Annotated in this window: 27 protein-coding genes; all 27 read left to right on the top strand. The window is 49.7% G+C overall.

Annotated elements, in window-relative coordinates:
• Positions 1-45 precede the first annotated feature (45 nt).
• The 27 genes from L6439_RS25755 to L6439_RS25630 all read left to right on the top strand — a co-directional run bounded on the left by L6439_RS25755 (position 46) and on the right by L6439_RS25630 (position 23,514).
• Positions 46-438, top strand: a complete 393-nt coding sequence (locus L6439_RS25755; RefSeq protein ID WP_213469930.1) for a hypothetical protein — start codon at positions 46-48, stop codon at positions 436-438.
• A gap of 348 nt (positions 439-786) precedes the next feature.
• A complete protein-coding gene (locus tag L6439_RS25750; RefSeq protein ID WP_213469932.1) occupies positions 787-1,020 on the top strand; it encodes a hypothetical protein in 234 nt (77 codons plus the stop codon).
• Positions 1,021-1,308: 288 nt separating this feature from the next.
• The gene (locus tag L6439_RS25745; protein WP_213469935.1) at positions 1,309-1,662 is read left to right on the top strand and encodes a BC1872 family protein; all 354 of its coding nucleotides are present in this window, start codon (positions 1,309-1,311) and stop codon (positions 1,660-1,662) included.
• Positions 1,659-1,871 carry a hypothetical protein gene (locus L6439_RS25740; RefSeq protein ID WP_213469954.1) on the top strand — a complete coding sequence of 71 codons (213 nt, stop codon included), beginning with the start codon at positions 1,659-1,661 and terminating at the stop codon, positions 1,869-1,871. The genes L6439_RS25745 and L6439_RS25740 overlap by 4 nt, the downstream gene beginning before the upstream one ends.
• Complete coding sequence (locus tag L6439_RS25735; RefSeq protein WP_213469936.1) at positions 1,849-2,331, top strand: ArpU family phage packaging/lysis transcriptional regulator; 483 nt, start codon at positions 1,849-1,851, stop codon at positions 2,329-2,331. The genes L6439_RS25740 and L6439_RS25735 overlap by 23 nt, the downstream gene beginning before the upstream one ends.
• 381 nt (positions 2,332-2,712) lie before the next feature.
• A complete protein-coding gene (locus tag L6439_RS25730; RefSeq protein ID WP_213469938.1) occupies positions 2,713-3,114 on the top strand; it encodes a hypothetical protein in 402 nt (133 codons plus the stop codon).
• A 62-nt stretch (positions 3,115-3,176) separates the two neighbouring features.
• Positions 3,177-3,752 (top strand): terminase small subunit, encoded by a 576-nt coding sequence (locus L6439_RS25725; RefSeq protein ID WP_237096650.1) that lies wholly within the window; start codon positions 3,177-3,179, stop codon positions 3,750-3,752.
• Positions 3,745-5,202: a phage terminase large subunit gene (locus L6439_RS25720; RefSeq protein ID WP_213471754.1), complete on the top strand. Its 1,458-nt coding sequence runs from the start codon at positions 3,745-3,747 to the stop codon at positions 5,200-5,202. Before L6439_RS25725 ends, L6439_RS25720 begins: the two co-directional genes overlap by 8 nt.
• A 12-nt stretch (positions 5,203-5,214) precedes the next feature.
• Complete coding sequence (locus tag L6439_RS25715) at positions 5,215-5,553, top strand: hypothetical protein (protein WP_213471755.1); 339 nt, start codon at positions 5,215-5,217, stop codon at positions 5,551-5,553.
• A gap of 9 nt (positions 5,554-5,562) precedes the next feature.
• Positions 5,563-5,796 carry a hypothetical protein gene (locus L6439_RS25710; protein WP_213471756.1) on the top strand — a complete coding sequence of 78 codons (234 nt, stop codon included), beginning with the start codon at positions 5,563-5,565 and terminating at the stop codon, positions 5,794-5,796.
• Complete coding sequence (locus L6439_RS25705; protein ID WP_213471757.1) at positions 5,793-7,898, top strand: portal protein; 2,106 nt, start codon at positions 5,793-5,795, stop codon at positions 7,896-7,898. Before L6439_RS25710 ends, L6439_RS25705 begins: the two co-directional genes overlap by 4 nt.
• A 71-nt stretch (positions 7,899-7,969) precedes the next feature.
• Positions 7,970-8,944: a hypothetical protein gene (locus L6439_RS25700; RefSeq protein WP_213471758.1), complete on the top strand. Its 975-nt coding sequence runs from the start codon at positions 7,970-7,972 to the stop codon at positions 8,942-8,944.
• Positions 8,945-8,955: 11 nt separating this feature from the next.
• Positions 8,956-9,375 (top strand): hypothetical protein, encoded by a 420-nt coding sequence (locus tag L6439_RS25695; protein WP_213471759.1) that lies wholly within the window; start codon positions 8,956-8,958, stop codon positions 9,373-9,375.
• A 14-nt stretch (positions 9,376-9,389) separates the two neighbouring features.
• Positions 9,390-10,349 carry a Mu-like prophage major head subunit gpT family protein gene (locus L6439_RS25690; RefSeq protein WP_213471760.1) on the top strand — a complete coding sequence of 320 codons (960 nt, stop codon included), beginning with the start codon at positions 9,390-9,392 and terminating at the stop codon, positions 10,347-10,349.
• Positions 10,350-10,394: 45 nt separating this feature from the next.
• Positions 10,395-10,556 carry a hypothetical protein gene (locus L6439_RS25685; RefSeq protein WP_213471761.1) on the top strand — a complete coding sequence of 54 codons (162 nt, stop codon included), beginning with the start codon at positions 10,395-10,397 and terminating at the stop codon, positions 10,554-10,556.
• Entirely contained in the window at positions 10,507-11,100 is a 594-nt protein-coding gene (locus L6439_RS25680; RefSeq protein ID WP_213471762.1) for a phage adaptor protein, read from the top strand. The genes L6439_RS25685 and L6439_RS25680 overlap by 50 nt, the downstream gene beginning before the upstream one ends.
• 4 nt (positions 11,101-11,104) lie before the next feature.
• Complete coding sequence (locus L6439_RS25675) at positions 11,105-13,141, top strand: tail fiber protein (protein ID WP_237096649.1); 2,037 nt, start codon at positions 11,105-11,107, stop codon at positions 13,139-13,141.
• 55 nt (positions 13,142-13,196) lie between these two features.
• On the top strand, positions 13,197-13,535 hold the full coding sequence (locus tag L6439_RS25670; protein ID WP_213471763.1) for a hypothetical protein: 339 nt from the start codon (positions 13,197-13,199) through the stop codon (positions 13,533-13,535).
• A complete protein-coding gene (locus tag L6439_RS29395) occupies positions 13,535-13,669 on the top strand; it encodes a hypothetical protein (RefSeq protein WP_269155951.1) in 135 nt (44 codons plus the stop codon). Before L6439_RS25670 ends, L6439_RS29395 begins: the two co-directional genes overlap by 1 nt.
• Before the next feature lie 48 nt (positions 13,670-13,717).
• On the top strand, positions 13,718-14,278 hold the full coding sequence (locus L6439_RS25665) for a phage adaptor protein (protein ID WP_213471764.1): 561 nt from the start codon (positions 13,718-13,720) through the stop codon (positions 14,276-14,278).
• Complete coding sequence (locus tag L6439_RS25660; protein ID WP_213471765.1) at positions 14,275-15,681, top strand: hypothetical protein; 1,407 nt, start codon at positions 14,275-14,277, stop codon at positions 15,679-15,681. Before L6439_RS25665 ends, L6439_RS25660 begins: the two co-directional genes overlap by 4 nt.
• Before the next feature lie 13 nt (positions 15,682-15,694).
• Positions 15,695-16,357: a hypothetical protein gene (locus tag L6439_RS25655; RefSeq protein WP_237096648.1), complete on the top strand. Its 663-nt coding sequence runs from the start codon at positions 15,695-15,697 to the stop codon at positions 16,355-16,357.
• A gap of 70 nt (positions 16,358-16,427) precedes the next feature.
• Positions 16,428-17,009, top strand: a complete 582-nt coding sequence (locus L6439_RS25650) for a hypothetical protein (protein ID WP_213471786.1) — start codon at positions 16,428-16,430, stop codon at positions 17,007-17,009.
• 295 nt (positions 17,010-17,304) lie between these two features.
• Positions 17,305-17,595 (top strand): hypothetical protein, encoded by a 291-nt coding sequence (locus L6439_RS25645; RefSeq protein ID WP_213471796.1) that lies wholly within the window; start codon positions 17,305-17,307, stop codon positions 17,593-17,595.
• Positions 17,596-17,610: 15 nt separating this feature from the next.
• A complete protein-coding gene (locus L6439_RS25640) occupies positions 17,611-19,038 on the top strand; it encodes a hypothetical protein (RefSeq protein WP_213471776.1) in 1,428 nt (475 codons plus the stop codon).
• A 35-nt stretch (positions 19,039-19,073) separates the two neighbouring features.
• Entirely contained in the window at positions 19,074-19,466 is a 393-nt protein-coding gene (locus L6439_RS25635) for a glucosaminidase domain-containing protein (protein WP_237096647.1), read from the top strand.
• A 4-nt stretch (positions 19,467-19,470) separates the two neighbouring features.
• The gene (locus L6439_RS25630) at positions 19,471-23,514 is read left to right on the top strand and encodes an LPD38 domain-containing protein (protein WP_237096646.1); all 4,044 of its coding nucleotides are present in this window, start codon (positions 19,471-19,473) and stop codon (positions 23,512-23,514) included.
• Position 23,515: the final 1 nt, after the last annotated feature.

The following is a 23,515-nucleotide window of genomic DNA, read 5'->3' as shown; positions in this document are numbered from 1 at the left end:
CACGTGTTGAACCGAACATATATTCGTGAAAAGGTGGGGTATTCAATGAGTCGGATAAAAGTAAATGTTCAAAACGGAGCAGCCAGCGGACAGATTGAAATGGAGGACGCGAGCCATGAGCACAAGTCAGCCCTGATTCGCGGGTTCATGCGAATTTTCAGCAGCCTAGTACCAGGGCGAGCGACCGGGGGATCGGAGCCAACAACAACAAAAGCGAAAGCGGTCCGACGGGAACCTGATGTTCTGCTGCAAAAGGCAGAAGCGAAGCCGAGGACGGCACCGACTCCAGGGAGCGAACCACAAGAGCCGGCCGAGAACGTAAAAGAAATCGTCAAGCCGCCGCTGCTTCATTCTGAACGGACGCTTAATGTCCCGATTGGCGAAGCTGTAGCGGCTCCAGTAGACGAACCGGAATGGTGGAAGACCGGAATTAAATAAAAGGATGGCGTGCCTCATTACCGCTGCCGGTACTGGTGCAAAAATCCGAATTGCCGAGATAAAGGAAATGATTATATCCGTGGGGGCGAGATAGAGATCAAATGTCGCAAGTGTGGTGAAAAGTTAGCTGTACGGCTTGCTACGGGACAGTATGAGGATTTCAAAACGCTGCTCCCGGAGCGGGATCAATGGGGGAACTTCTATATTGCTGATCGTCTGGCGAATGAATAAATTACTCACCACAATTTTATGGGCAGTGGCAGGGAGGGTTATATTTCGCCCTCCTTGTCAAAAACGACATGAATTATTCCAAAAATATTCTGGAGTCAAAAGAACGGAGGGAAGCCAATGGCTAGGGAAGTAGTGCCGAAGAAAAATAAATGCACACAGTGTGGATTTATCAGCAATAAAACCAAGTTGATCAAAATGCCGGGGATTACATTTGCAGTTTGTTTTAAGTGCGGAGGCAGATTGATTGATAATCCACAGTGGTTAGATTGGTTACGAGAGCAGCGAGAACGGACTCGCCAGGAAGCGATAGAGAACAACGGTGGATACATCATGGGCGTTAAAATCAACTAATCAATTCTAGGGAGGGAAACAGAGCCATTATGGGAGTTTTAATCTCTGATAAGCAAGCATTTGCAATCATAATGATCATCTTAATTTTTGTTGAATCTATTGGCGTTGGACTAGGCATTTTGATGGGATACCTATTATGGGGTTAGGAGGGAAACAGATGAAGGATCGATTGCAATGCCCGGAGTGCAACGAATTTTGGGAAGATTGCCCTTGCTGCGGGTCCCGGTTCTGCCCGGTGTGCCGGACACTCGAAAGTGACATTGACGACGAGGAAGGAGAAGGGGAGTCATGAAATACACAGAAGAGCAGATCGAAGCCATGTCTGGAACAGAATTGGATACCTTAGCGGAAGAACTTGTCTTCGGGGCCAAGCCCGATCCAGGGATGAAAGGTTGGGTGAAAATTGGTGAACTATCCACTTACCCGAATAGCTATTCGAACAATATAGCAGCAGCAATGTTCCTACTGGAAACCATGATATCAAAAGGGGCAGAAGTCAATATTGGCTATTTCGAAGAATGGGACTGCTCCATAGACTACCCTATAGGCTGCAATTGGAGAATGACAGGGAAGACGGCAGCGGAGGCCGTCACAAGGACTTGTTGTCTGGCGGCAGCTATGACAGGAGGGCATAAAGGGTGAGTAAGGAAAAATTTAATCCCGACAGACTGAATCATCAACTAATCGTTGCTGGCTTGTGCGGAATGGTAGAGGATGAAGGATTAACGCCACATCAGACGTTAGAAGTTCTTGAAGATATCAAGCGGCAGACATTCAATGCGCTTATGCAAATTGCGGCAGAGAGACAGGAGCGGGAGGGGAAAGACAATGGGAGAACAGTTATCGTTTGACATTATCCCGGAAATAGATGAGGATGCAACCCTGTCCGCAGTCATTGGGGCGTTCAAACTCTATCGAGTAAGGAAGCATTGCAATCTAGAAGAAACGGAACCGGCCATAACGACATCCTATGAGCCGCGCTTTCACGGCAACACAAACGCGACAAGTGATCCAACAGCAAAGGCAGCAATAAGCAATGCGTATATGATCGAAATGTATAAATACTGCCGACGAATAGAGCAGGAAGTAGAGAAGCTGCAGCCAGAGGAAAAGTTGATTATTCAAGAACGGTACATGAAAGATTACGTCAAGGATTATCAGGTATATAACTTTCATTTCAACCCGCCAATAAGTCCTAACACGTATCGAGACATTCGCAGGCGGGCACTTATCAAATTGGGGCACGGCTTGGGGCTGATAAAATTCAGACAAAAAAAGTGCAAAAAAAAGCACGAAAAAAGTACGCCGTGAACGAAAAACCAGTTTATGATTGTATTATGGCAGTAGCGTCAAGGCGCTGCCCATGCGGACGTGCGCGAGGTAAAACAAGGCCGCCGACGAGTGGAGCTTTGTTCTCGGAGTCCGCCGGGCCGTGTACTCATAGTATGCGGTATGCCAAGGCCGGCCGGCTGAGCCCATAATCAGCGGCAACCAGAAAGCCCTACATATTATGTAGGGCAAGGCAGGGATAACCTAATCCGTCAATCTGACGGTTGTGGAAGGATTGGGCAATCCTGGTCGGTACGTACCCGCTCTGGTGGTTGCTTGATGGAGCGGGACATACCAAAATCTAAGGGCTAACTCTTTCATTCTTGGTTATACTGATACTATCTAGTAATCAGGGGTGAGATCATGCCGGGGATGACAGAGCAAGAGCTAATGGCACGCTATAAAGACCATGTAACAAATAAGGAGTACACGTTGGCCATTTCTAAAGATGGGGAGCCTTGCGAGATTGCAGGCAAGATTATAGAGGATCTAATCAATGTGGACGGCGCTCTAATGGCTGTAACCAGCATGGGATTGTTTCAACTAATTCCAGATGAAGAAATGACAATGATGTACGTAAGGAATGATCCTAGATTCGTTGCGGTGTCAGATGAAATAATAGTAAATCTCGGAAACGTAACTAAGGTTGAAAGTGACTCAAGACGTATCTGGATGCATGACCAATCAGTCGTTGGTGATGAGTCGTACTGGACAGACTTCATAAGCAAATACGACTTGTTCCAGCAAGGGAAAGTAAGCGGCTGAACATAGCAATGAATTAAGCACCTGAGAGGGTGCTTTTTTATTTCTGAAAGGAGATGATACACATGGCATTGACGGCCAAACAGAAGGCATTTGTCCAGGAGTACCTGATAGACCTCAATGCCACACAAGCGGCAATCAGGGCAGGATACAGCGCAAAAACGGCGCGGAAGATAGGACAAGAGAACCTAACAAAACCAGACATTCAGAAGGCTATACAGGAGGCTATGGACGCACGAGCAAAGCGGACGGAGATTACAGCAGACAGGGTGTTGCAGGAATTGGCTAAGATAGGCTTTGCTAATATAACTGACTACCTGAGGGTTAGTACGTCTGAAAGAGTGGTTGAACGCAATACGGTTACGGATGCTGAAGGCAATGAAACGATAGTGCCTATCTTCGATATGGTACAAAGCGTAGAACTATTTGATACAGACGGCATTGATCGCGTAAAAATGGATGCAGTGGCGGAGATTTGTGAAACCAAATACGGCATATCTTTAAAGCTGCATGATAAGGTGTCGGCGTTAGAGAAGATCGGGCGCCATTTGGGGATGTTCAAGGATAAGGTGGAACTGGCTGGACAGGATGGCGGACCGTTGCAAGTAATTTTTGATGCGGGGATGAGTAAGGATGAGTAATAAAATTGTCATTCCATACAAACCACAGCCTCGGCAGCAGGTGTACCATCAGACGGTAGCAGATGAGATACTGTACGGCGGAGCCGCTGGAGGTGGGAAGTCGGAAGCGACCATATGGGACGCACTGAAATACGCTGTCCAGTATCCCGGCAGCCGGCAGATTATATTCCGGCGTACTTACCCGGACTTGCAGCGGTCCATTATAGCACGTACACTGCAGGTCTACCCCAAAGAGTTATGCAAATACAATGCGTCCAAACATGAGTGGTCATTTATAAATGGTAGCGTCATAGAGTTGGCTTACTGGGACAATGACGCCAACTATATGAACTATCAAGGTGCAGAATACGACGTTATCCGCTGGGAAGAGCTGACCCAGTTTGAAGAAAAATGGTACAAGTACATGCTTTCCCGGCTGCGCGGTAGTAAGCCATATCCCCGCAGCGTCAAGAGTACGACCAACCCGGGAGGCGTGGGCCACACATGGGTGAAGAAGCGATTCGTATCCATTGGCCCAGCTGAGACGGTCTATCACATTCCAGAGACGGACGACGATGGAAATGCGCTGTATTGGCCCGAAGGTACACCGCAGGCCGGGGAACCTATTATACGCAGCAGGATATTCATCCCCGCGAATGTACATGACAATCAAGCCCTGGTCCAGTCAGATCCGGGCTATTTGGCCCGCCTATTGGCGTTGCCGGACGTGGAACGCAAGCAGCTCCTTGAGGGGGATTGGGACGTGTTCGCCGGGCAATATTTCAGTGAGTTCAGCCGCGCCGTGCACGTCGTAGAGCCGTTCGAAATACCTCGGGACTGGAAAAGGTACCGGGCACTTGATGAAGGGTATACTGACCCATTCGTGTGTTTGTGGATTGCCTTGGCTCCAGATGGCACGGGGTATCTGTATAGAGAATTGGCACAAACAAAGCTGCTGACAAGCGAACAGGTAGAGCGCGTACATCTAAATACGCCAGTGTCAGAGCGATTTGAGTACAACGTAGCTGATACAAGCTTTTGGAATAAGGCCAAAACGGAGAACATCACGCCAGCGGAGATATTCGCGACCAAAGGTGTGCCGCTTATACAGGCCAAAAAAGAGCGTGTCAACGGATGGAAAAGACTGAGGGAATGGTTGCACGTTGAAGAACGCATTGACCATGTGACAGGGGAGCGATACAAGACGGCGCGCCTGAAGATATTCTCCACCTGCATCAAGGCTATAGAGGCCATTCCGGCCATGATGCACGATGAAAAGCAGGTAGAGGACGTGGCGGCACACAGTCTCGACCATATACCGGATGCGTTAAGGTATTGGGTTATGAGTCAGCCGACGCCCGGGAATGGCGAATCCGCATGGTCAGCGACGCCGGAGGCATTGCCCGGGAGACGTTCTGACTTCGATGACGATGACGACGATGATACACCAACCATACAAGGATTTTGGTAAAGGGGGATAACAATGAAGTTAAGTCAATTGGAAGACTATTTAAGCCAGTTCAGGAAGGCTACAGTATCGTGTCAAGACGTTGGCTGTGTAGATGAAGTGATTATCCGGTCTGAAGGCGGCGCCGGAATTGTAGACGAGCATTTTCAGGAGATCCAAAAGGCAATTCAAGAACATGACGGGATGATCGTATACGTGAGAGCTATGCCACACCTAAGGGAAGTTCTTGATCCTGAAGGCGAATGCGACGGTTTGTATCGAATGAGAACAAGGCTGTTCTTTGGGGAACTTGGCAAGTGCATTACGATGGAGCAGTACGAGAACCTGAAACAGTTGGGCGCTTATCTTGGTTAGGACGGTGACATGATGGAATATGCACTTATAGCGGTGATCGTTCTGGTCATCATCTTTTTGTGTTTACGTATTGAGGCCCAGGATAAGATTATACGCGATTTGAATGACAGGCTGATGGCTAAGGACTTTGCAGATTACGCAGCTATAAAAATGGCGCGATATGAACCAATCGAAGATATCCACGTACGTAAGCCGATCAGTTGGTTTGATGATGGCACAATACCGGACGGTGACAAGATGTGAAGATACTGGATAAGTTTAAAGGTATATTTTCCGATGCGTCCAGCGAAAAGCAGGACAACACAAACCCGAACACGCTCGAACAGCAGGAACTATGGGATACCGTATATCAGGATTATCAGGTTTTTAAAGCTGCGCGGCAGCCGATGGAAAGCATCTGGCAGCAAGAGCAGCGTTTCTACATGGGGGACCATTGGCGCGGGCTTCGTAGTGAGGCTGTATCCAAACTACGACCGGATGCGGTGGAGAATGTGGCATTCAGTCAAATTGAATCCATCGTAGGCAAACTGACGGGATGGATGCCATACCCGGACTATACGGCGATGGAGCCGGCAGACGAGGAAAAGGCGCGGGACCTGAACGACTTTATGCCGTATGAGTTGCGCCAGATTAAATTCAGGCACAAACATACAAGGGCGGTCCGGCGTTGCGTCATACATGGACCGCTCATATACAAGACGATATTTGATCCAACCGTAGAGGGCGGCCGCGGTATGCATCGCTGGCAGGGGCGCAATGATATTCTTCCGGTTGATTTGGGCAGTTTCTTTCCCGATCCGCGTGTGACGGACTTTATCCACTTACAGGACATGTCGGCGATCATCATCCACACGCGGCGACCATTGGAATACTTCAAGAGACGATGGCCGAAGCAAGGCACAAAGGTGCTGCCTGATAACGTGTCAGCGGATGTCGAGATTTTCAGCACGGATACGTACGATGCAACGGGTGGCGAGTCATCCATGAGTACGGCCGTAAGCGAGAAGACATCGGGCCTGATTGAATACTGGTACAGAGGATTGCCTAAGTTGGTATCCAAGGAAGACAAGGAACTATTCCGGGAGTTGGCCGAAGAGAAGCTTTCGCAAGGCATTGACCCGTCCGAGATGTTTGCGAAGGCATCCGGCAGTATGGAGGGCGTGCATTGTATATATATCAGCACATCGGGCGTGTATCTGGAACACAAGGCGTATGTATACGATCACGGGCAGTACCCTTTCACAGCACGTACCTTATATCCTGAGGAAGGCAACCTGTGGGGCAAGGGCTTCATGCGTGACATGATTAAGCCGCAGATCTTTAAGAACAAATACGCTGAAATAGCAATTGCCACAATGGCCAAACAAGGAAACAGCGCAATCATGTACGAAGAAGGGGCCATCGCGAAGCCGAGAGTGTGGCAGGAACAAAGGAGCATGGAAGGTGCGATGTTACCCGTGCGTACAGGCTCCTTGAATGGGGTCAAAGAACTGCAGGGAGTAAACGTCCCGAGCACGGTATTTAACATGCTTAACTATTACGACGAGATGTTACAAAAGATACCGGGACAGTTTGATAGCTCTAATGGTCAAGCTGATTCCAGGGTAACATCGGGGGAGCAGGCAAAGGCTCTTATGGCTGCTGCGGGGACGCGCCTCAACACCGTGTCTGACCTGATAAGCGAGGCGCTTGTTGATGTGTTTACCCAGTATGTGGAGCTAATAGCCCAGTTTTATACCAATGAAAGAATCGCGCGCGTTACAGGTCGAAATGTGTCTATAAGTAGGGATTCAATTATAAGCCGGGTTGAATCTCAATATGAAGTTGGTGAGCAAATACCAGACCCGGAAACGGGCGAGATGATGCCGGATGTACGTCCGGTACAGGAAGAATTTGTACCCGAGTTTGACATCAACGTGCATATCGGGGTAGACAAGCCACAGGATCGCGAGTACTGGCTGCAGTTAGCATTCAATTTGTTAAATGCCAAGGACCCTATTACTGGCCTCCCGATGATTGATGCGGAGGCAGTCCGCTTTGTCATTCAAACGGGCCGCATGGAACCTATGGATGTCATCCAGCGGAGAATAGAGCAGGAGGCAGGACTACAGCAGCAGTTTGTACAGGCCCAGCAGCAGGCGCAGCAGCTTGAACAGGAGAACGCAGCATTGCAACAAGCGTTGGCTCAGATGACCGATCAGCGTGTACAGCAAGAACAGGCAGACAAACAATTCAATCAATCTATTCAGCAGCAAAAGATGGACATGGAAGCAATCAAGCTTATGCATGACATGTCCAATCAAATGAATATAGCGCAGCAGGGCAATGTCCCTATGTTGCCTTAGCAGGGCTATCACAGTGCAGTGGTAGCCCTTTTTATATCAGCTCCCACCCATAGGAGATTGGAGGAAAGAACATGTTAGATGTAGACGGAAACGCCACCCATAGCGAAGAAGTCACAGAGCAAGTGTCAGCCCACCCAGAGGCAGACGATCGGCAGTCCATGATGGATGCATACGCTGCGTTCGGACTGGACTATCCGGCGGAGGAATCGGAAGAAGTACAAGAGCAAGAGCGAGAAGGCGAGCCACAGGACGAGCATCCCCCCACAGATGATGAACCTGTAGAGCGGCAAGAACGCAAGGGGATCACCGTCAAGCACAACAAGGAAGAAGTGTTTATCGATGAAGAGAAGATCCCAGAATACGCCCGCAAAGGACTCAATTACGACAAGATTGAGGGGCGGGCAAAACAGTACGAGCAGGCGCTAGACCGGATTGCAAAGCAGCAGGGATTCAAAGACCACGCGGATTTGGTTGCGAACCTTGACCGTATCGAGCAACAGGCGATCCAGCGTCAACAAGAACAGTTCGACACGCTCAAGCAGCAGATTCGCGAGGATGCGGAAAATGCCGGCCTTGACCCGGAGTTGGTTGATCAGTACCTCGAAAACCATCCGGCGTTACAGCAGGCGCGCGAGGTACTGGAGAAGGACAAGCTAGCAAGTGAGCTGCGAAAGCAAGAAGAAGAGAGTCGGCGCCAGACGGAATCTTGGGAAGCTCTATTTCGGAAGTATCCGCAATTGCTCGAGCAGACGAATGAAGACGGAAGCGCGGCCTGGATGACGCCGGAGTTGGAGAGCCGCATTCGCCGTGGCTATGACCCGATTGACGCCTATGAATTGGTGTACCGGGATAACATTATTGCCGACGAGCGCAGGCGCGCAGAGCAGGCCACGCTGAAACAACAGCGGCTAAATAAGCGCGCTGACGTGTTGAAAGATTCGGGCGCGAAACTGGAACCGCAAGCGCCGGAGGAACTGATGGCAGGATTTGCGTTGTTTGGCATTGATCCAAAGAAAGCGCAAAAGTATGCAAAGAACTTTGAATAGGAGGAACAGACATGCCACAAGGATTTAAGTATGTGTACAACGATTACGGCAAGGACCCAACGAGGGTGACATCGATTATAATGACCGACAATGAAGCTGGATATGCGGGGGAGGCCGTGAAGGTCGTAAACGGGCGAGCTACAAAGGCTGGGCCAACCGATGCAATTGCCGGCTTTCTGACATCAAACATCGCAGCAGGAAAGGATAGCCCATGTGAGATCATCCTTGCTCGCGAAGGAGATTGGTACGATGCACCATTCGTAGGTACGCCAGATGCCGGGTTTGTGTCCGGGGCCGATGCGGTAGCCGTGGCTGCCGATGGTCTAGCTGCTGATGCTGCCGTTGTAGCCGATGGCCCACTAGCAGTACTTACGGTAAACGACAATAACAAGACGTGCCGCGTGAAAGTTAAGAAGCGGCAATTTTCATAAGGGGGAATTGACACATGCAAACTAAACTTCGTTGGGATCCGCGAGTACTGGAACCAATCTTTAAGGAACTGTACTCATTGGAGCAGAAAGACAAGAAAGACTATATTCCGATGCTGTACAACGTTACGACATCGAACAAAGATATGGAGAGTTACGAAGGCATCGGCGCAGAGGGCCTGATGGAAGAATGGAGCTATTCGAACAATCAGGTCTATTACGAAGATGTAGATGAGTTGTGGCAGAAGGTCATCAAAAACCGGAAGTTCTCAGACGGACGAATCATTGAAAAGGATTTTGTCGATGACCTTAAATTGACTGAGATTAAGCGTAGAATTGCTTCCTTGGCGGATGCTGTATACAAGACGCAGCAGTTGCAGGGTGTTGAGTTCCTGAATAATGCATTTGTCGGCACAGGGCCTAACTGGCGCGGCCGGATGGATAACTATTTGGGTCCAGATGGAAAGCCGTTGTGTGCTGCCGATCATCCATATAGCCCGACGAACGACACCGATGTACAGTCCAACCTTGGGAACAAGCCGCTTACAATTGATTCGTGGGATGAAACGGCCGTTGCTATGCAGGAATGGAAAGACGATCGCGGCAATCCGCTGGCTGTCATTCCTGACACGCTGATTGTCGCTCCGTACAATGCCCGGGCAGCATTCAAGATCGCTGGGCTGCCTGACGCCGACCTGCCAAAATATGAGCCGGGCAGCAATAACTTCGATTCGAACATGTACATGGGCAACATCAAAGTTATTGTCAATCCGTTCATTTCGCCGAAGTACCGCAAAAACTGGTTCGCAGTAGATTCCGCCCGAATGAAACGGTTCAACATCTGGCAATGGAGACGGAAAGTTGAAAACGGCACAATGACCGATTTCGATACAGAAGTAGCCAAATATAAAGCTATCGGCCGTTGGGCGTATGGATATACGAACTATTCGTTCATCTACGGCCACAAGGTAGAATAGGGGGGCTCCGGCTCCCTTATTTTCTTGTATGGAGGGATATATATCATGTATCGTGATGAACTTGACGCCTTAAACGCGCTCGTAGAAGCGCAACGACAGACAAATGAATTGCTTGCCGATCTACTGCAGCGCGTAGGCGAAAAGGAAGGTGATTCGGGTGCTGTTAAAAGAGGTCGTGGAGGAAATACAGGAAAAGGCACCAAATAACTATCTTTCCCCGCGCTCAATCGTTCGAAAGGTAACACAGGTTCGGGACCGGCTGATCCGTCTGTACGGGTCCGCGCAGCAGCAGGCGGATGTGGTATGTACTGCAATCGACCTGCATAAAGGCCAGGCCAAGTACATCCCGCCATGCCCGCCCGGAAATGTGGTGGACGTGGATATCTTGGATACGGCCTATGGTGGTAGTGGAGAGTGGCGCAGAATACCGCTCAGACAGTTCAACGAGCTCTCGCCTCACACGCCGTATTATTACTTTACCGCGGGCATGATCGGCCTCGTACCAGAGCCAACCCAAGATGCTGCGACCGGTTTGAAAATCTTTCACGTACCAGTCCTACAAGAATTGACGTTGGGCGATATGGATAAGCCAACAGGGTTTGATCCTGATTATGATATGGTCCTTGTCTATGGGGTACTACGAGAGATTAGTGGCAACGATGAGCACGAAATGAAGTATCAGCAACTATTGAATGATTATCAAACGGCGAATAGCGGATGGGAACGCTACGCCGTCAAAGAAAGGTGGTAATGTCATGAGCCGTTACCCATGGCGCAATACAAGCGAAGACATTGCCGGTCAGGTTGAGTCCCAATGGGAAACACCATTAGGGGCACAGGCAAAGGCAGACAAGGCAGAGGCAAACGCCAAGGCGTACTCAGACGAGAAACTGAATGCGCATATCGGAACTGGTGGCGCGGCTCATGCCAATGCTGTACCTAATGGACTGGCCGGATTTATGACAGGGCTCGATAAGGCTAAGTTGGATGGAATAGAGGAAAGGGCTAATCATTATGTCCATCCGGCAACGCATCCGCCTTCCATCATCGCGCAGGATGCAAATAATCGGTTTGTGTCTGACACAGAAAAAGCAGCTTGGAACGCTAAGGCGAGCACAGATGAGGCGACAGCAACAACCAAGGGGTTGATGCCCGCCAGCGATAAGGCCAAACTTGACGAGAGCACGGCGTCCGCAACCCCGGGAACACTCGTGCAGCGTGACGCATCGGGAAGGTTTAAAGCAGCAACTCCATCAGCAAAAACCGACGTTGCCCGAAAATCAGAGGTCGATACCGTCCAGGATGATCTTGACGCACACAAAGCGGATGCCAACATACACGTCACAAAGGATGACCACGACAAACTGAATGGCATACAAGCAGGGGCGGAGGTCAATCAGAACGCTTTCTCAGCCGTCAAGGTAACCGGTCAGGGGGATGTAACCGCTAAGACAAAGACTGACGCCCTACGGATTGCTGGCGGCACAGGGATTACAATAACAACGGACCCTAGCACGAGTGAGGTTAAAGTTACAGCCACAGGAAACGCAACGCCCGGGCCGCACGCAGAAACACACCTCCCAGGCGGAACGGACGTGATCCCATATGCGACTTCAACAACGGGCGGCTTGATGTCGCCAGAACATGTAAATGGAATAGGGGAACTAGATGGGTCACTGACTTCGCACAAGAACGCCACGCTTGTCCACGGCGCAACTGAAGAGGCGACCGCCAATAGGATCATTAGACGAGATAGTGCGGGACAAGCAAAGGTTGGGGCCCCTACAGAGGATGAGCACATCGCTCGAAAAGTAGATTGTGACGCTGCCGAGACCAATGCAAAGGCATATGCTGCACCTTTGATACACACGCATGATGCCTCTGATATCATTTCTGGAACAATTGTGGCCGCTCGTTTACCATCTGCCTCGACTGGAGCCAAGGGCGTTGTTCAACTTTCGGATGCTCTCAACAGTACATCATCAACGTTGGCTGCCACAGCAAACGCCGTCAAAAAAGCCTACGACGAAGCTCTAGCGGCAAAGCAATCTGGAGTTGATGCCAAGCAACAGACGGTGGACGCCATCAACTCCTTGGGAGGATCTGCGTCCACAAGTGATAGCTGGGCGGTACTGGCCAACAAAATTAGAGGCATCCGGCAAGCCGCAGGCGGGCTGGACATCTCTGAAGCATTCCTATCGAAGTATAACCGTCAAGCAGGCAATAACAACGGTAAAGGGTTTATCAACAGCAATGACAATTTCCTCTTTGTCGTACAAACCGGGATAGTAACAGCACCTAATATGGTACTGCGGGAAGTTAATCAACAGGGAACTGTCGTGAGAGATACGCCGTTAGCAGCCGATGCAGGAGAGAACTCCATGAATTTGCAAGACAAGCAAGGCGCTGTTGGCGAGAATGTGGCGATATTTGCCACATACGGCGGATCTACTGATTACTATCTTTATGTCTATAACCTCGATGGTACAAGGATATCAAAAAATAAGGTAACAAATGCAGATGCTGCTTACGCAATTGATGTGTGCAGAGATGGGGCAAATATATTTATCATAAATGGTCGTGACCCTATCTCTATACTATCTGATACGGGCACAAAACTCTTCCAATTGGCGAGTGGCAAAGTAGACAGTATCCTGGGTACAGGAGCTTGGCTCAGCAAGACAAAGGCATTTGTGGCAGTTTATACAGATGACGGCTACAATAAACTGGCCATAATAACGCGTAACGGAACATCCTTCAGCGCAGTCATGGGGGTGTGGAAGTTACGGTAGGGCGGGCAATGGACTTCTTGGCCGCTCATGCATACCGATGATGGGAGGAATGAATATGATAGGGTTAAAGATTACTAATGTTGTGGGGGTTAACGGCGGTGACTACGATTACAAGGGGCTAGACATCCATAAATTCCTTCCCGGGACTCAGGTGTACCTCGCTGGTACAAGAGATTTTTACGTCATCACGGAACAGGATGACATCCCAGAGCACAAAGATATTACGCTCATTACAACCGAAGAATATGAGGCAGTCTATGAGGAAGATCGTAACAAGCGGTACGAGCCGGGGCCGATTGAGAAGCTCCAGGAAGAGAATGCAGAGCTTCGAAAGCAGATAGACGCAATGCAACTCGCCCTCATGGGCATTATGGATACAGGAGGTAATGCTTAATGAAGAGTCCATTCTATGCGTTTTTGGTGGATTGCTGGCGCAAGGGATTCGCGGATGAGAAGAAGCTGCAATCCTACGTACCGCGGTATATATCAGAAGAAGAGTTTCAAGAAATCATAGAAACGAAGCAATAAGCGCCTGCCCTATGGTAAGGCGCAATTTTTATATAGGTAGGTGGTAGTTTGAACCTCCGCGAAATCATTACCGAAGCTGATATCTTAGTGCCGAATGAGGTGCCTACCGCGGACAAGGTGATATGGCTTAATGCGCTGAATCATGACTTTTTCAACGTTGTGAAAATACCAAAAATGGCATGGTTTGATTCGGTGGCCGGACAGAACGTATACTCACTGCCTGCCGATGTCCGCATGAAGAATACGGATATGTGCATGGTGGGCATGATCCAATACCGGAGCATTCAAACAGAGGATGTGGCGCCGCTGCAGAATAGCTATATGATCGACGACGAGACACATACGCTTGTACTCACTCCTGCACCGTACCAATCGGACATGCAGGGGATTGTACGGTATCGTCGTATAGCTACCACAACCTTCAGCAGCGCTACCCTTGCAGCCGCACCGGACACCCCAGAAGAATATCACTGGACGTTCATTCCGGGGCTATGCGCATTCATAGCTAATACGCAGGATGACAGCGTAAAGGCGGCTAACTATGAGGCCCAGTACAAGGCTGCATGGAACGTAGCAGCCCAGAACTATCAAGTGGGTGAATCTATATGAAGCCGGTTCAGTATTCAACACCGAATTACCAGCCGCTGCCGGGCATCATGCAACCCATTTCCATACGAGAGTTTCGCGGAGTTAGCACCTTCGATCCCCTGACACTAGAAGATAGCTTTTTTACCGACACGGTAAATATGACAACGGATGATTACCCGGCCATCGTGACAAGGCCTGGTTATTCTAGGATCGGAGACATGGGCACCAAGGTTCTGGGCATAGGTGTGTGGAAGGATAAGGAGTTACATGCAATTCATAATGATGGGACTTGGTGGCGATGGAGGTTTAATAGTACTAGTTGGGACAAACTCGCCAGCGGGTTAAATACATCGGCTGATTGGTCCTTTACGAGTTTCCAGGGTAACTTGGATGATATCAATTTGATAGCAAGTAATGGCGTCGATCCTATCAAGCGCTATGACGGAAAAACGGTCCAGAATTTGAGTGGAGCCCCGGACAAGGGAAATTACATCACAACGTACCAGAATCGCCTCTGGTGCGCTGTAGGGAAGGAGCTACATGCATGTGCGCTTGACCGTCCCACTGAGTGGCAGAAGTTCGAAGGACTTGAGGATGACAGTTATGTGAAAGACATGGAAAGCAGCCGCGGCGAAGACATCAATATGCTAACCGGCAGCCTAACGAAGCTTACGATTGGAATGCCGAATAGCCTTCATGAATTGTACGGCGGGCTACCATCCGATTTCAACACGCGCTTGATTACGGAAGACATGGGCCTCATCAACAACAAGTCCGCTGTGACGCAAGAGGGATTCATGAGGTTCATGCACCGGACCGGCATTTACGAATACGGCGGCGGCGTGCTGCCAAATAAGACGTTCTCGGACGTGATTGGTAAACTCATTTCCGACATCACACCTGAAAGCGTGGCCGGCTCAGATGGCACAAAGCTGTATTTCCTGCTGCCGCCTGATCAACTGCTTGTATTCGATCCGCGCCCGGGCGTCCAGGCATGGAGCATCTGGCGCGGGATCCCGGCAACACATTTTGTCACGATGCAGAATCAGCTTTATATTGGCGATGCAGAGGGCCGTGTATTGCGTCTGGGAGACACGACGGATCACGGCAATGCTATTCCATGGTCGGTAACGACGAAGCCGTTTACTGGCGTGTCAGCGGCCATGAAGCAACGCTGGTATAAGATGTGGCTGGTGGTTGAACTAATCGGCAGCATGGACGTGCATCTTTCGCCATCTATCTCCGGGGATGACTGGGTACATGTTCAATCCATATCAGGTGGATCGGCGCCTCAAGTGCGTAGGGTTATTATACCGGTAGCGAAGTTCGCGCGTGAGAATTGGATCCGGGTACGCTTTTCGGGGACTGGCTGGGCACGTATTCACGAGTTCACCAGACAGACTCGACAACTGCCGCTATATTAAGGGGGAATGTACTATGGCAATGTGGAGTGACATGCCGAGGATTTCGGCGCCGCCGAATACAAAGGAAGTAGACGTACTATTGAGCTATACCAAGAATTTAGCGGACATTACGGCCCGCATGGCTAAGGATCTGGAGTTCATTATCAACGGGAATGTCGATTCGAAAAACATCCGGGCTGAATCAATTGAGACGCGAAACCTGAAGGCCAACTCTATTACAACGGATAAGATCAACGCAGGCGCAGTAATTGCAGAAAAAATTGACGTCAAGGAACTGTCTGCAATCTCGGCTAACCTGGGCCATATCGTGGCAGGGCTAATTGAATCCATCCAGATCTACGGTTCCTATATCGCTACAAGGCAGAGTGGATACCCTCGCTGTGAAATGTCGAATACAGAAAATATGTTCGCGGCACAGGGGGATAGTGGTCGCTCTATTAAAATGGTGGCATACGGACCATTAGGGGTGCCGCTCTTGTCCTTTACCAATAACCAAGCAATGACCTTATTGAGTCATAGAAGTGCTGGGTTTTATATAGAGGCCGGATCATCTGATGTTAATATAAACGGGGCCAATATTTTTTTGATTCCAGCAGGAAAAGTAGTTGTGCAAAGTTGGGATGATATTTACAGCGAAGATGATCGACAAACTTTAAAAGAAGCATTGGGTAAATGAAAGTAAATCCTTTTTGTACCTACGGCGAACATGATATAATTACCAAAAACAATGATTGTGAGGGATGACGATGAAAAAATTTATTTCTGGAGTCATTGTTGGCGCATTAATCATGCTTTCGCCTCAAGTATATGGTGCAGCGTCTTCTGTGATAGGCAAAAAAATTGATGGAGAAATGATTGTAAAAATCGACGGCAAGCAAGCAGGAACTGCAGCCGTGGTTGAAGGGAAGAGCTATTTGCCTGTTCGGGATGTTGCGAAAGAATTGGGGTTGAATATTAAAGTGGAAAACAAGGAAGTAGTAATTACATCTACGGACAATGACAAAATAGCGGAAGAAGTAAAAAAACAAATCGATGCAATGAAAAAAGAAGAAGAGATTGAAAAATTAAAGCAAGAAAGACAGAGTATCAAAAACAAATTGGAACAGGATAACTCAAATATTGAATTATCAATTACCTATCTCCAGAAAGCTAAAGAAAAATATGATGATATTGTTTCCAGAACTAATGACCAACAATTAATTGACCCATATAAGAAAGCTTATGAAAGTTCAAAAACTGGGCACGACAATCTTTTGAAACGAATTGAGGACAGCGAAAAAGAACTTGAACGCATCGACAATAGACTGAAGGAATTAGGAGCCGAATAAGGCTCCTTTTTCTTTTGAATGTTCATATGAAAACCACCCAACAATGCGGGGTGGTTTTGTTCATTACTTCTTGTGCTTTGTAGGATCTACAAGTTTATACCCTTCGCCTGATTTTTGCGTTGGAGGGAGTGGGTTGCCTTTTGTGGATGTGACTTCCCTGCCCTTACTGCCTCCGCGCGGCCCTACTACTTCATACTGGCCGGATCTAGGAGTTGTAGTTCCTGGCTTTAAAGGCTTCGTCATTGTGTTCACCTCCTTCTATATCCAAATATAACCGATGAAAGGAGATTATTCTATGGTAAACGACATTAAAATTGGGTGTTACACATATCATGTCGAAGAAGTGGAGTGCGTAAATAAATTCACTCCCCGTGCTGGAGAAATTGATTACTTCGCCAGGAAAATAAGAATTGACAAAGACATGGACGAGGCGCAGAAAAGAGAAACGTTAATGCATGAAATTATTCATGGGCTGGAAGACTTCATGTGTTTCGAATTAGAGGAAGAACAAGTTATGAAGCTTGGCAAAGGTTTAGCTATGGTATTCAAGGACAACGCCGAGATACTAAAACGGTTTACGATTTGATAGGGGGGAGGCAAAATGGCAATAACCGTACAAGGGTCTATCGTCAAGAAAGACGAACCGAAAAGCGTTATAGCGCAAGCGGCAAACAACGTTCGGGGCCAAACGAACAACGGCCAGACTCCATATTCCCAGCCAAACTACGGGCCTGGCCGAATTAATCAGACGCTTGGGTACATGCAGGATTTGATCATGGGGCAGGGCCAGCAGGGCGGGAGTCAGACGTTTCAATTTTCCGGGCCGCAGCCGTTTACCTACAATGCCGATTCCGATCCGGCATATCAGGCCGCACTCTCTACAGCGCGCCGGAACATCGCGGATCAGCAGGCCAATACCAATGCATTCCTGCGCGCAGGCGGACAGGGCAAGTCCTCGTACTCCGAAACGGTAGCCAACCAGATCGGGGCCCGCGAGATGTCGAGGGTATCAGATACGGTCATCCCGCAGCTTGTACAGCAGGCGTATCAGCGTTACTCGGATCAGGCTGCTCGTGATCTGCAACTCCAACAGATGAATTACGGCGCGCAGCAGGAGGCTGAGCGTAACCGCATCAATGACTTGGCTAATCTGTTTGCACGTCAGTATCAGTATGACGTACAGCGTCCAATGGACGAGGCGCAACTGACTGGCGTCTATTTACCCAGCGAGGCCCGGGAGGCGGTGACTGGTTCGGGACAACAATCGAAACAGGCCGACGGTATCCGGGCACAACTCGCATCGCTGGGCATTAATCCTGATTTATACGGCGCCAACGTTAATAGCGCGCAGGCCCCAATGGGTATCCGCACGCTGGCGGGGCAGCAGATGGACCTGGCAAAGATACAAGCGGAAAACGACATCGCGCTAAACTGGGATCGTATGGCGCTCGCCAAACGCCAAGCGAACAACGACGCTGCGCTTGCGTGGAGCCAGTTGAGCGGCCACATGCTCTATCCGCAGCAGGACTGGACAGGCTACCAGCGGCAAGTTAAGCGCGGAGATCAGCCATTAACATTGGGCGGTATGCAGCAGCAATTGGCCCAACAACAACAGCAATTCAACCAGAAACAACAACTCTTCCAGAACCAACTACAGGAACGCCAATTCAACGAAAACGTGCGGCAGTTTGGCCTAGAGTATGCGTTACGGCAGCTTGGACAACAGCAGCAGTACCAGATGGGACAAGACAGGCTTGCTCTTGATGAGGCGCGATTCGGTTATGACATGGCGACGGCCGGAAACAGGACGACTCAACCGAATTACACGATGGATCCTAAGACGCTTGTGAATATGCTGACCGAGCAGTTCGGGGTTCGAGATAAACAAAACCCAGATAGACCGTACATTCCAAAGAATATGTCCGATACCGAAAGAGCAGAAATCGGACGTGTCATAGCATCAGCTAATATGTCATTAGCTGATAAGGCATATGTAGCGCAATTGATGGGAGTACGGCTCCCAAACTGACGAGCCCCGCCGGCGGAAATGCTAGCGGGGCTTCGTTGAATAGTTCGCTTGGCGGTGTGCTGCAAGGTACAGGCGATCTGTTTGTTAAGTATGGCAACAAGTATGGGATAGACCCAGCTTTATTGGCCGCGATCAGTATTCATGAGACAGGGAACGGTACATCTTCGGCCGCCCGCAACAAGTACAACCTGGGCGGCATGATGGACCCATCATCGAATTGGACAAAGCTCATGTCATTTAAGAGCATTGAAGAGGGAATTGACGCAATGGCCCGGAACTTGAAAAAGAACTACATCGACCAAGGTATTACTTCAATCGAAGGTATTGGGAAGAAGTACGCTCCAGTAGGGGCAAAGAATGACCCGCGTGGTCAAAATAAACACTGGATTCCAGGAGTAACAAGCTATTACAACAAACTGAGGGGATGAGGCTATGGCATCGCAGAAAGACCAGATCAAAATGTACCGCGATATCTACCGTCAAAACAGGGATGATGTGGGCGGGTATATTCAACAGTCGCAGCCTCAGCCCCAACAGCTTGATCCCGAGATGCAAAAATGGGCACAGTTTTTCGATGACTTGAATGCCGGAATAGACCCATACCAGAGAGAGGCGCGCGCTGCACTACCAAAAGAGTTGACTGCGTTGAATCCACTTGAAGGCTCGAGTTTGCTGCAACCTCCAAGGCAGCCTAGCAAGTTGGAAAAGTTGGGGAATAGTATTGTCTCCCCGGCGCGGCCAAAAGAGACGCAAGCGGACATCAACCGCAGACGCAGGGCGGAAATACAGCCAAGAAACGGATTCGAAGCCGCCGTTAAATCTGTTGCCGATCCGGTTGCGAATTTCATCGACAGCTTGTTATATGAAAACGTCGCGGGTCAGTTTGTTACCCGTGCCGGACACTCGGCGGCGGGGATGGTCGGGCCGACTGTAACCCCGAAGCCAGAGACAGGATCGAAGATCGCGGATGTTGTGGCCGATATAGGCGGTGGCATCGCGGGATTTGGTCTGAATGCTGCCACAGGCGGCGCCCCGGGGACGAACCTGTTAAGTGGTCCATATCGCGCCGCAGATGCCGCCTTGCTCTCTCCTGGAGGACAGAAGCTTACGCAGGCAGCGGCGAATCAGATCGGGAAAGTATTTAAGCCTGAGACTGCGCAGAAGTTGGCGGAAACAGGACTGCGGGGTGCTGCCGCTGGAGCAATCCAAAACGTAGCTCAGTCGGGGATGCGTGGGGAAACTGATGCTCAAGACATCGCACTAGCGGCCGGCCTTGGTGCCGGTCTGGGTGCGTTGGGGGATGTCGCCGCCTATGGTATAGGCCAGGGTATCAAGACCCTAATGAAGAAGAACGGCATTCCAGAAAAGGAGATAGCAGAAATTTTGGCTTTGCCGCCTTCTGGCAAAGAAACGCGTATGGCAGCCGCTGCGGAACGGTCTCGGCTGCCGGTAGGTGAGGAGCCGATAATCAGCCCTCCGCAAACGAAGGCGATAGCAGAAAACGTAAGCGCTGGCCGTCCAGAGCTGCAGCAGATCGACAATGCCATGAACGATCTGCAAATGAAGCACGAACAAGCGATCATTGACGAGTATAAGGCTCTCAAAGAATCTGTTGCTCAACTCGGCGAGAGTCGGCCGACGAACAAAGAGTTATATGAGGTGGCGCGCGAGCGAGTAGGCAGAACTGGATTTGACGAGCCGCCGCGTCCTAATGATAACATTCCAGAGTTTTTGCGACTTCGACGAAATCAAGAGGCCGCGGCACCGACTCCAGAGCCGCTGAATCCTCCAACCGAGCCATCCCCAAAACATACCCTGAAGGAACAACTAGACGCATCCCTAGAAGAGATGCAGCAGCCTATGGGTATATCGGCATTCGGGAAGGCGGGTACGCCTTACGAGCGTGCATCTCTTGAGGATACGATGTCACAGATACGCTCCAGGTCACAAAAAGAACTTGACGTCAGAACGAAGAAGGATACGTTTTATCAGAACTTTGTCGATGATGTCCACGCGTTCAACAGATTCGACAAGTTTGCGGAGAAGGTGCTGGGCCGTCGGTTGAAGGCATCCGAGAGGGTGCATACATCTGCCCTGAACGCGCGCGGGGCGGATATGATTGCGAGCCAGATAGTCAAGGAAGGGCTAGTTGATAAGAATGGGCAAGTCGTCGGCCGCTCCCTGAAGGAACGGTTGGCTGGGCTGCCGTTGAACCGGTACGCAGAATTCGAGGACTACCTTCTAAATCGGCACGCCATCACGCGCGCAGAACGCGGCGAGAAAGTATTCGGCGAAAAGGTCAAATGGAATCCCGAGATAGCTGAAGGGAAAATAGCACAATACGAACAGAAGTATCCGATGTTCAACCAGATAGCAGAAGACTTGTATGACTATCAACGAACAATGGTACAAAAATGGTTGGTCGATACGGGGATGATCTCGCAGGAACAAGCAAATGCCTGGTTTGAAGCGAATCCTTTTTACGTACCCAACAAACGGTATTTCTCTAACATCGAGAAAGGCGGCGCCGGATACCGAGCAAAGAAAGGGTACGCCAACCAGTCAGTGCCCGTAAAGAAATTCAATAAGAAAGGCTCGACGCGTCAGATCATTTCGCCGATTGAAAGTATCATCGAGAATACGGATGCCTTTGTAAAGGCTGCAAAGCGGAACGAGGTCATGCAGAAATTTGTCCAACGTTTGAATCAAGATCCTGAAGCATACCAAGACTGGGCGGAGATTGTGCAGTCTTTTTCCGATGTTCGGGACCTGAAGAAGATGCTGGATGACGGAATCGGTTCGCTGCTGGACGATGTTGCGAAAGACTACGATAAAGCGTTCAAGCAGACCAATCTTGATACGGATGATATTGTTCGCGTGCTTGTAGACGGGGAACCGGTGCATGTGCAGATCAAGGACAAGGACTTGCTTCGATCTGCAATGGCGCTGGGACCGGAACGGTCGGCGTGGCTGCTCGATCAGGTAGGCAAGCTCACGAACATGTTCAAGACGTTCACGACGGGGGTTAACCCCTATTTCGTGGCGCGAAACATTACGCGAGACCTAGGTGATTCGTGGGTATTCTCGAAATCAACGGGGAATCCGTTGGCCTTCGTGAACGACTTCCTGAAGGCTGCAATAGACATTTTCGGAAACAAACAGGCGTGGAAGGAATACAAAAACATCGGCGGTGGGCATACATCACAGGTAGCAAGCAGAAACATGCTTATGCGAAGTAAGATGGATGTTCTACCGAAAACATATTATTCGCGACTTCGGACAGGCCCGCGCTGGCTATGGTCCAAATTAGAGGACGCTTTGTCCGCTACGGAGTCCATGAGTCGGCTGGCAGAGTTTAAACGATTACGAGGTTCAAGCACACCGGAAGAGTTGCAGAAGGCACTATACGAGGCTCAGGAAGTGGCTGTTAATTTCAAGCGCCGTGGTGCGCTGACCAAAGAAATAGACAAGGTATTTCCTTACTTCAATGCTGCCGTACAGGGCTTGGATCGATTCGTGCGCTCTTTTAAAGACGACCCAGTGAAAGCTCTTGTTAAAGCCACACTAGCGATGACTGTACCGACAGCGGTGCTTTACGCAATGAACAGAGATAACCCGAGGTATCAAGAACTGCCAGAGAACACGAAGGATAATTTCTTCCTTATCCCGATAGATGGAGGGGAGAAATTTATTCGCATTGCTAAACCTCGGGAATTTGGCGTGTTGTTTTCAGGCTTACCAGAAAGGCTGATGCGACAATTTGCAGATGAAGATCCAGATGCATGGGATGAGTTTGCATCATTACTTGTGAAGACATTTTCTCTCCCTGGACTGGAAGGTGGGCTGACAGCCAAGGGTGGACTTCCACAAAAAGCGCTGGGTACGCTGCGGGACACGATTGGCGGTCCATTCGTCGACCTAGCGATGAACCAAAACTTCGCGGGATCTCCTATCGTGCCTGGGTATCTTGAGCGCTTGTCGCCGGAATTACAATACGACGAGAAGACAAGCGGCCTAGCGCGTAAAACTGCTGAGCTTATGGGCGGATCGCCAAAGCAATATGACTACATCATGCAGCAGTATCTAGGAGGGATAGGAAAAGCCATACTTCCGGGGGCGGCGCCTGCGGGCAATCCACTCAAGGAATTGAGTGCTCAATTTGTGACTGACCCTACTTACAGCAACAAACTCTCTACACGGTTTTACGACGTCAAGGACAAATTGGATCAAGCATACGCTGATCGCGGTGTAAAAGGCGAGCTTCCAGAGTGGTATTCCGATGGGGCGCGCAAGCGCTTGAACAAGTTATCTGAATCAATGTCTAACACACGGAAAGTCATGAAGGCAATCGAGGCAGACAGAAACCTAAGTCAGAAGGAGAAGGAAGAGCAGCTTCGTGAACTGCGCGAAGAAATCAACGAATTGGCACGCATCGGCATCGAACTGACGAAGGATTTGAAAATACCGAAATCATAAT

Source organism: Paenibacillus dendritiformis, assembly GCF_021654795.1.
GTDB lineage: Bacteria > Bacillota > Bacilli > Paenibacillales > Paenibacillaceae > Paenibacillus_B.
The sequence above is the reverse complement of the archived record's forward strand: the minus strand, read 5'-3'. Positions and strand labels throughout refer to the sequence as shown.

Coding starts and splice junctions, on each gene's coding strand:
- L6439_RS25745 (WP_213469935.1), top strand. CDS start 1,309: ATGAAATACACAGAAGAGCAGATCGAAGCCATGTCTGGAACAGAATTG.
- L6439_RS25695 (WP_213471759.1), top strand. CDS start 8,956: ATGCCACAAGGATTTAAGTATGTGTACAACGATTACGGCAAGGACCCA.
- L6439_RS25650 (WP_213471786.1), top strand. CDS start 16,428: ATGAAAAAATTTATTTCTGGAGTCATTGTTGGCGCATTAATCATGCTT.
- L6439_RS25750 (WP_213469932.1), top strand. CDS start 787: ATGGCTAGGGAAGTAGTGCCGAAGAAAAATAAATGCACACAGTGTGGA.
- L6439_RS25655 (WP_237096648.1), top strand. CDS start 15,695: ATGGCAATGTGGAGTGACATGCCGAGGATTTCGGCGCCGCCGAATACA.
- L6439_RS25755 (WP_213469930.1), top strand. CDS start 46: ATGAGTCGGATAAAAGTAAATGTTCAAAACGGAGCAGCCAGCGGACAG.
- L6439_RS25640 (WP_213471776.1), top strand. CDS start 17,611: ATGGCAATAACCGTACAAGGGTCTATCGTCAAGAAAGACGAACCGAAA.
- L6439_RS25645 (WP_213471796.1), top strand. CDS start 17,305: ATGGTAAACGACATTAAAATTGGGTGTTACACATATCATGTCGAAGAA.
- L6439_RS25735 (WP_213469936.1), top strand. CDS start 1,849: ATGGGAGAACAGTTATCGTTTGACATTATCCCGGAAATAGATGAGGAT.
- L6439_RS25685 (WP_213471761.1), top strand. CDS start 10,395: ATGTATCGTGATGAACTTGACGCCTTAAACGCGCTCGTAGAAGCGCAA.
- L6439_RS25675 (WP_237096649.1), top strand. CDS start 11,105: ATGAGCCGTTACCCATGGCGCAATACAAGCGAAGACATTGCCGGTCAG.
- L6439_RS25725 (WP_237096650.1), top strand. CDS start 3,177: ATGGCATTGACGGCCAAACAGAAGGCATTTGTCCAGGAGTACCTGATA.
- L6439_RS29395 (WP_269155951.1), top strand. CDS start 13,535: ATGAAGAGTCCATTCTATGCGTTTTTGGTGGATTGCTGGCGCAAGGGA.
- L6439_RS25700 (WP_213471758.1), top strand. CDS start 7,970: ATGTTAGATGTAGACGGAAACGCCACCCATAGCGAAGAAGTCACAGAG.
- L6439_RS25715 (WP_213471755.1), top strand. CDS start 5,215: ATGAAGTTAAGTCAATTGGAAGACTATTTAAGCCAGTTCAGGAAGGCT.
- L6439_RS25670 (WP_213471763.1), top strand. CDS start 13,197: ATGATAGGGTTAAAGATTACTAATGTTGTGGGGGTTAACGGCGGTGAC.
- L6439_RS25660 (WP_213471765.1), top strand. CDS start 14,275: ATGAAGCCGGTTCAGTATTCAACACCGAATTACCAGCCGCTGCCGGGC.
- L6439_RS25710 (WP_213471756.1), top strand. CDS start 5,563: ATGATGGAATATGCACTTATAGCGGTGATCGTTCTGGTCATCATCTTT.
- L6439_RS25730 (WP_213469938.1), top strand. CDS start 2,713: ATGCCGGGGATGACAGAGCAAGAGCTAATGGCACGCTATAAAGACCAT.
- L6439_RS25690 (WP_213471760.1), top strand. CDS start 9,390: ATGCAAACTAAACTTCGTTGGGATCCGCGAGTACTGGAACCAATCTTT.
- L6439_RS25630 (WP_237096646.1), top strand. CDS start 19,471: ATGGCATCGCAGAAAGACCAGATCAAAATGTACCGCGATATCTACCGT.
- L6439_RS25720 (WP_213471754.1), top strand. CDS start 3,745: ATGAGTAATAAAATTGTCATTCCATACAAACCACAGCCTCGGCAGCAG.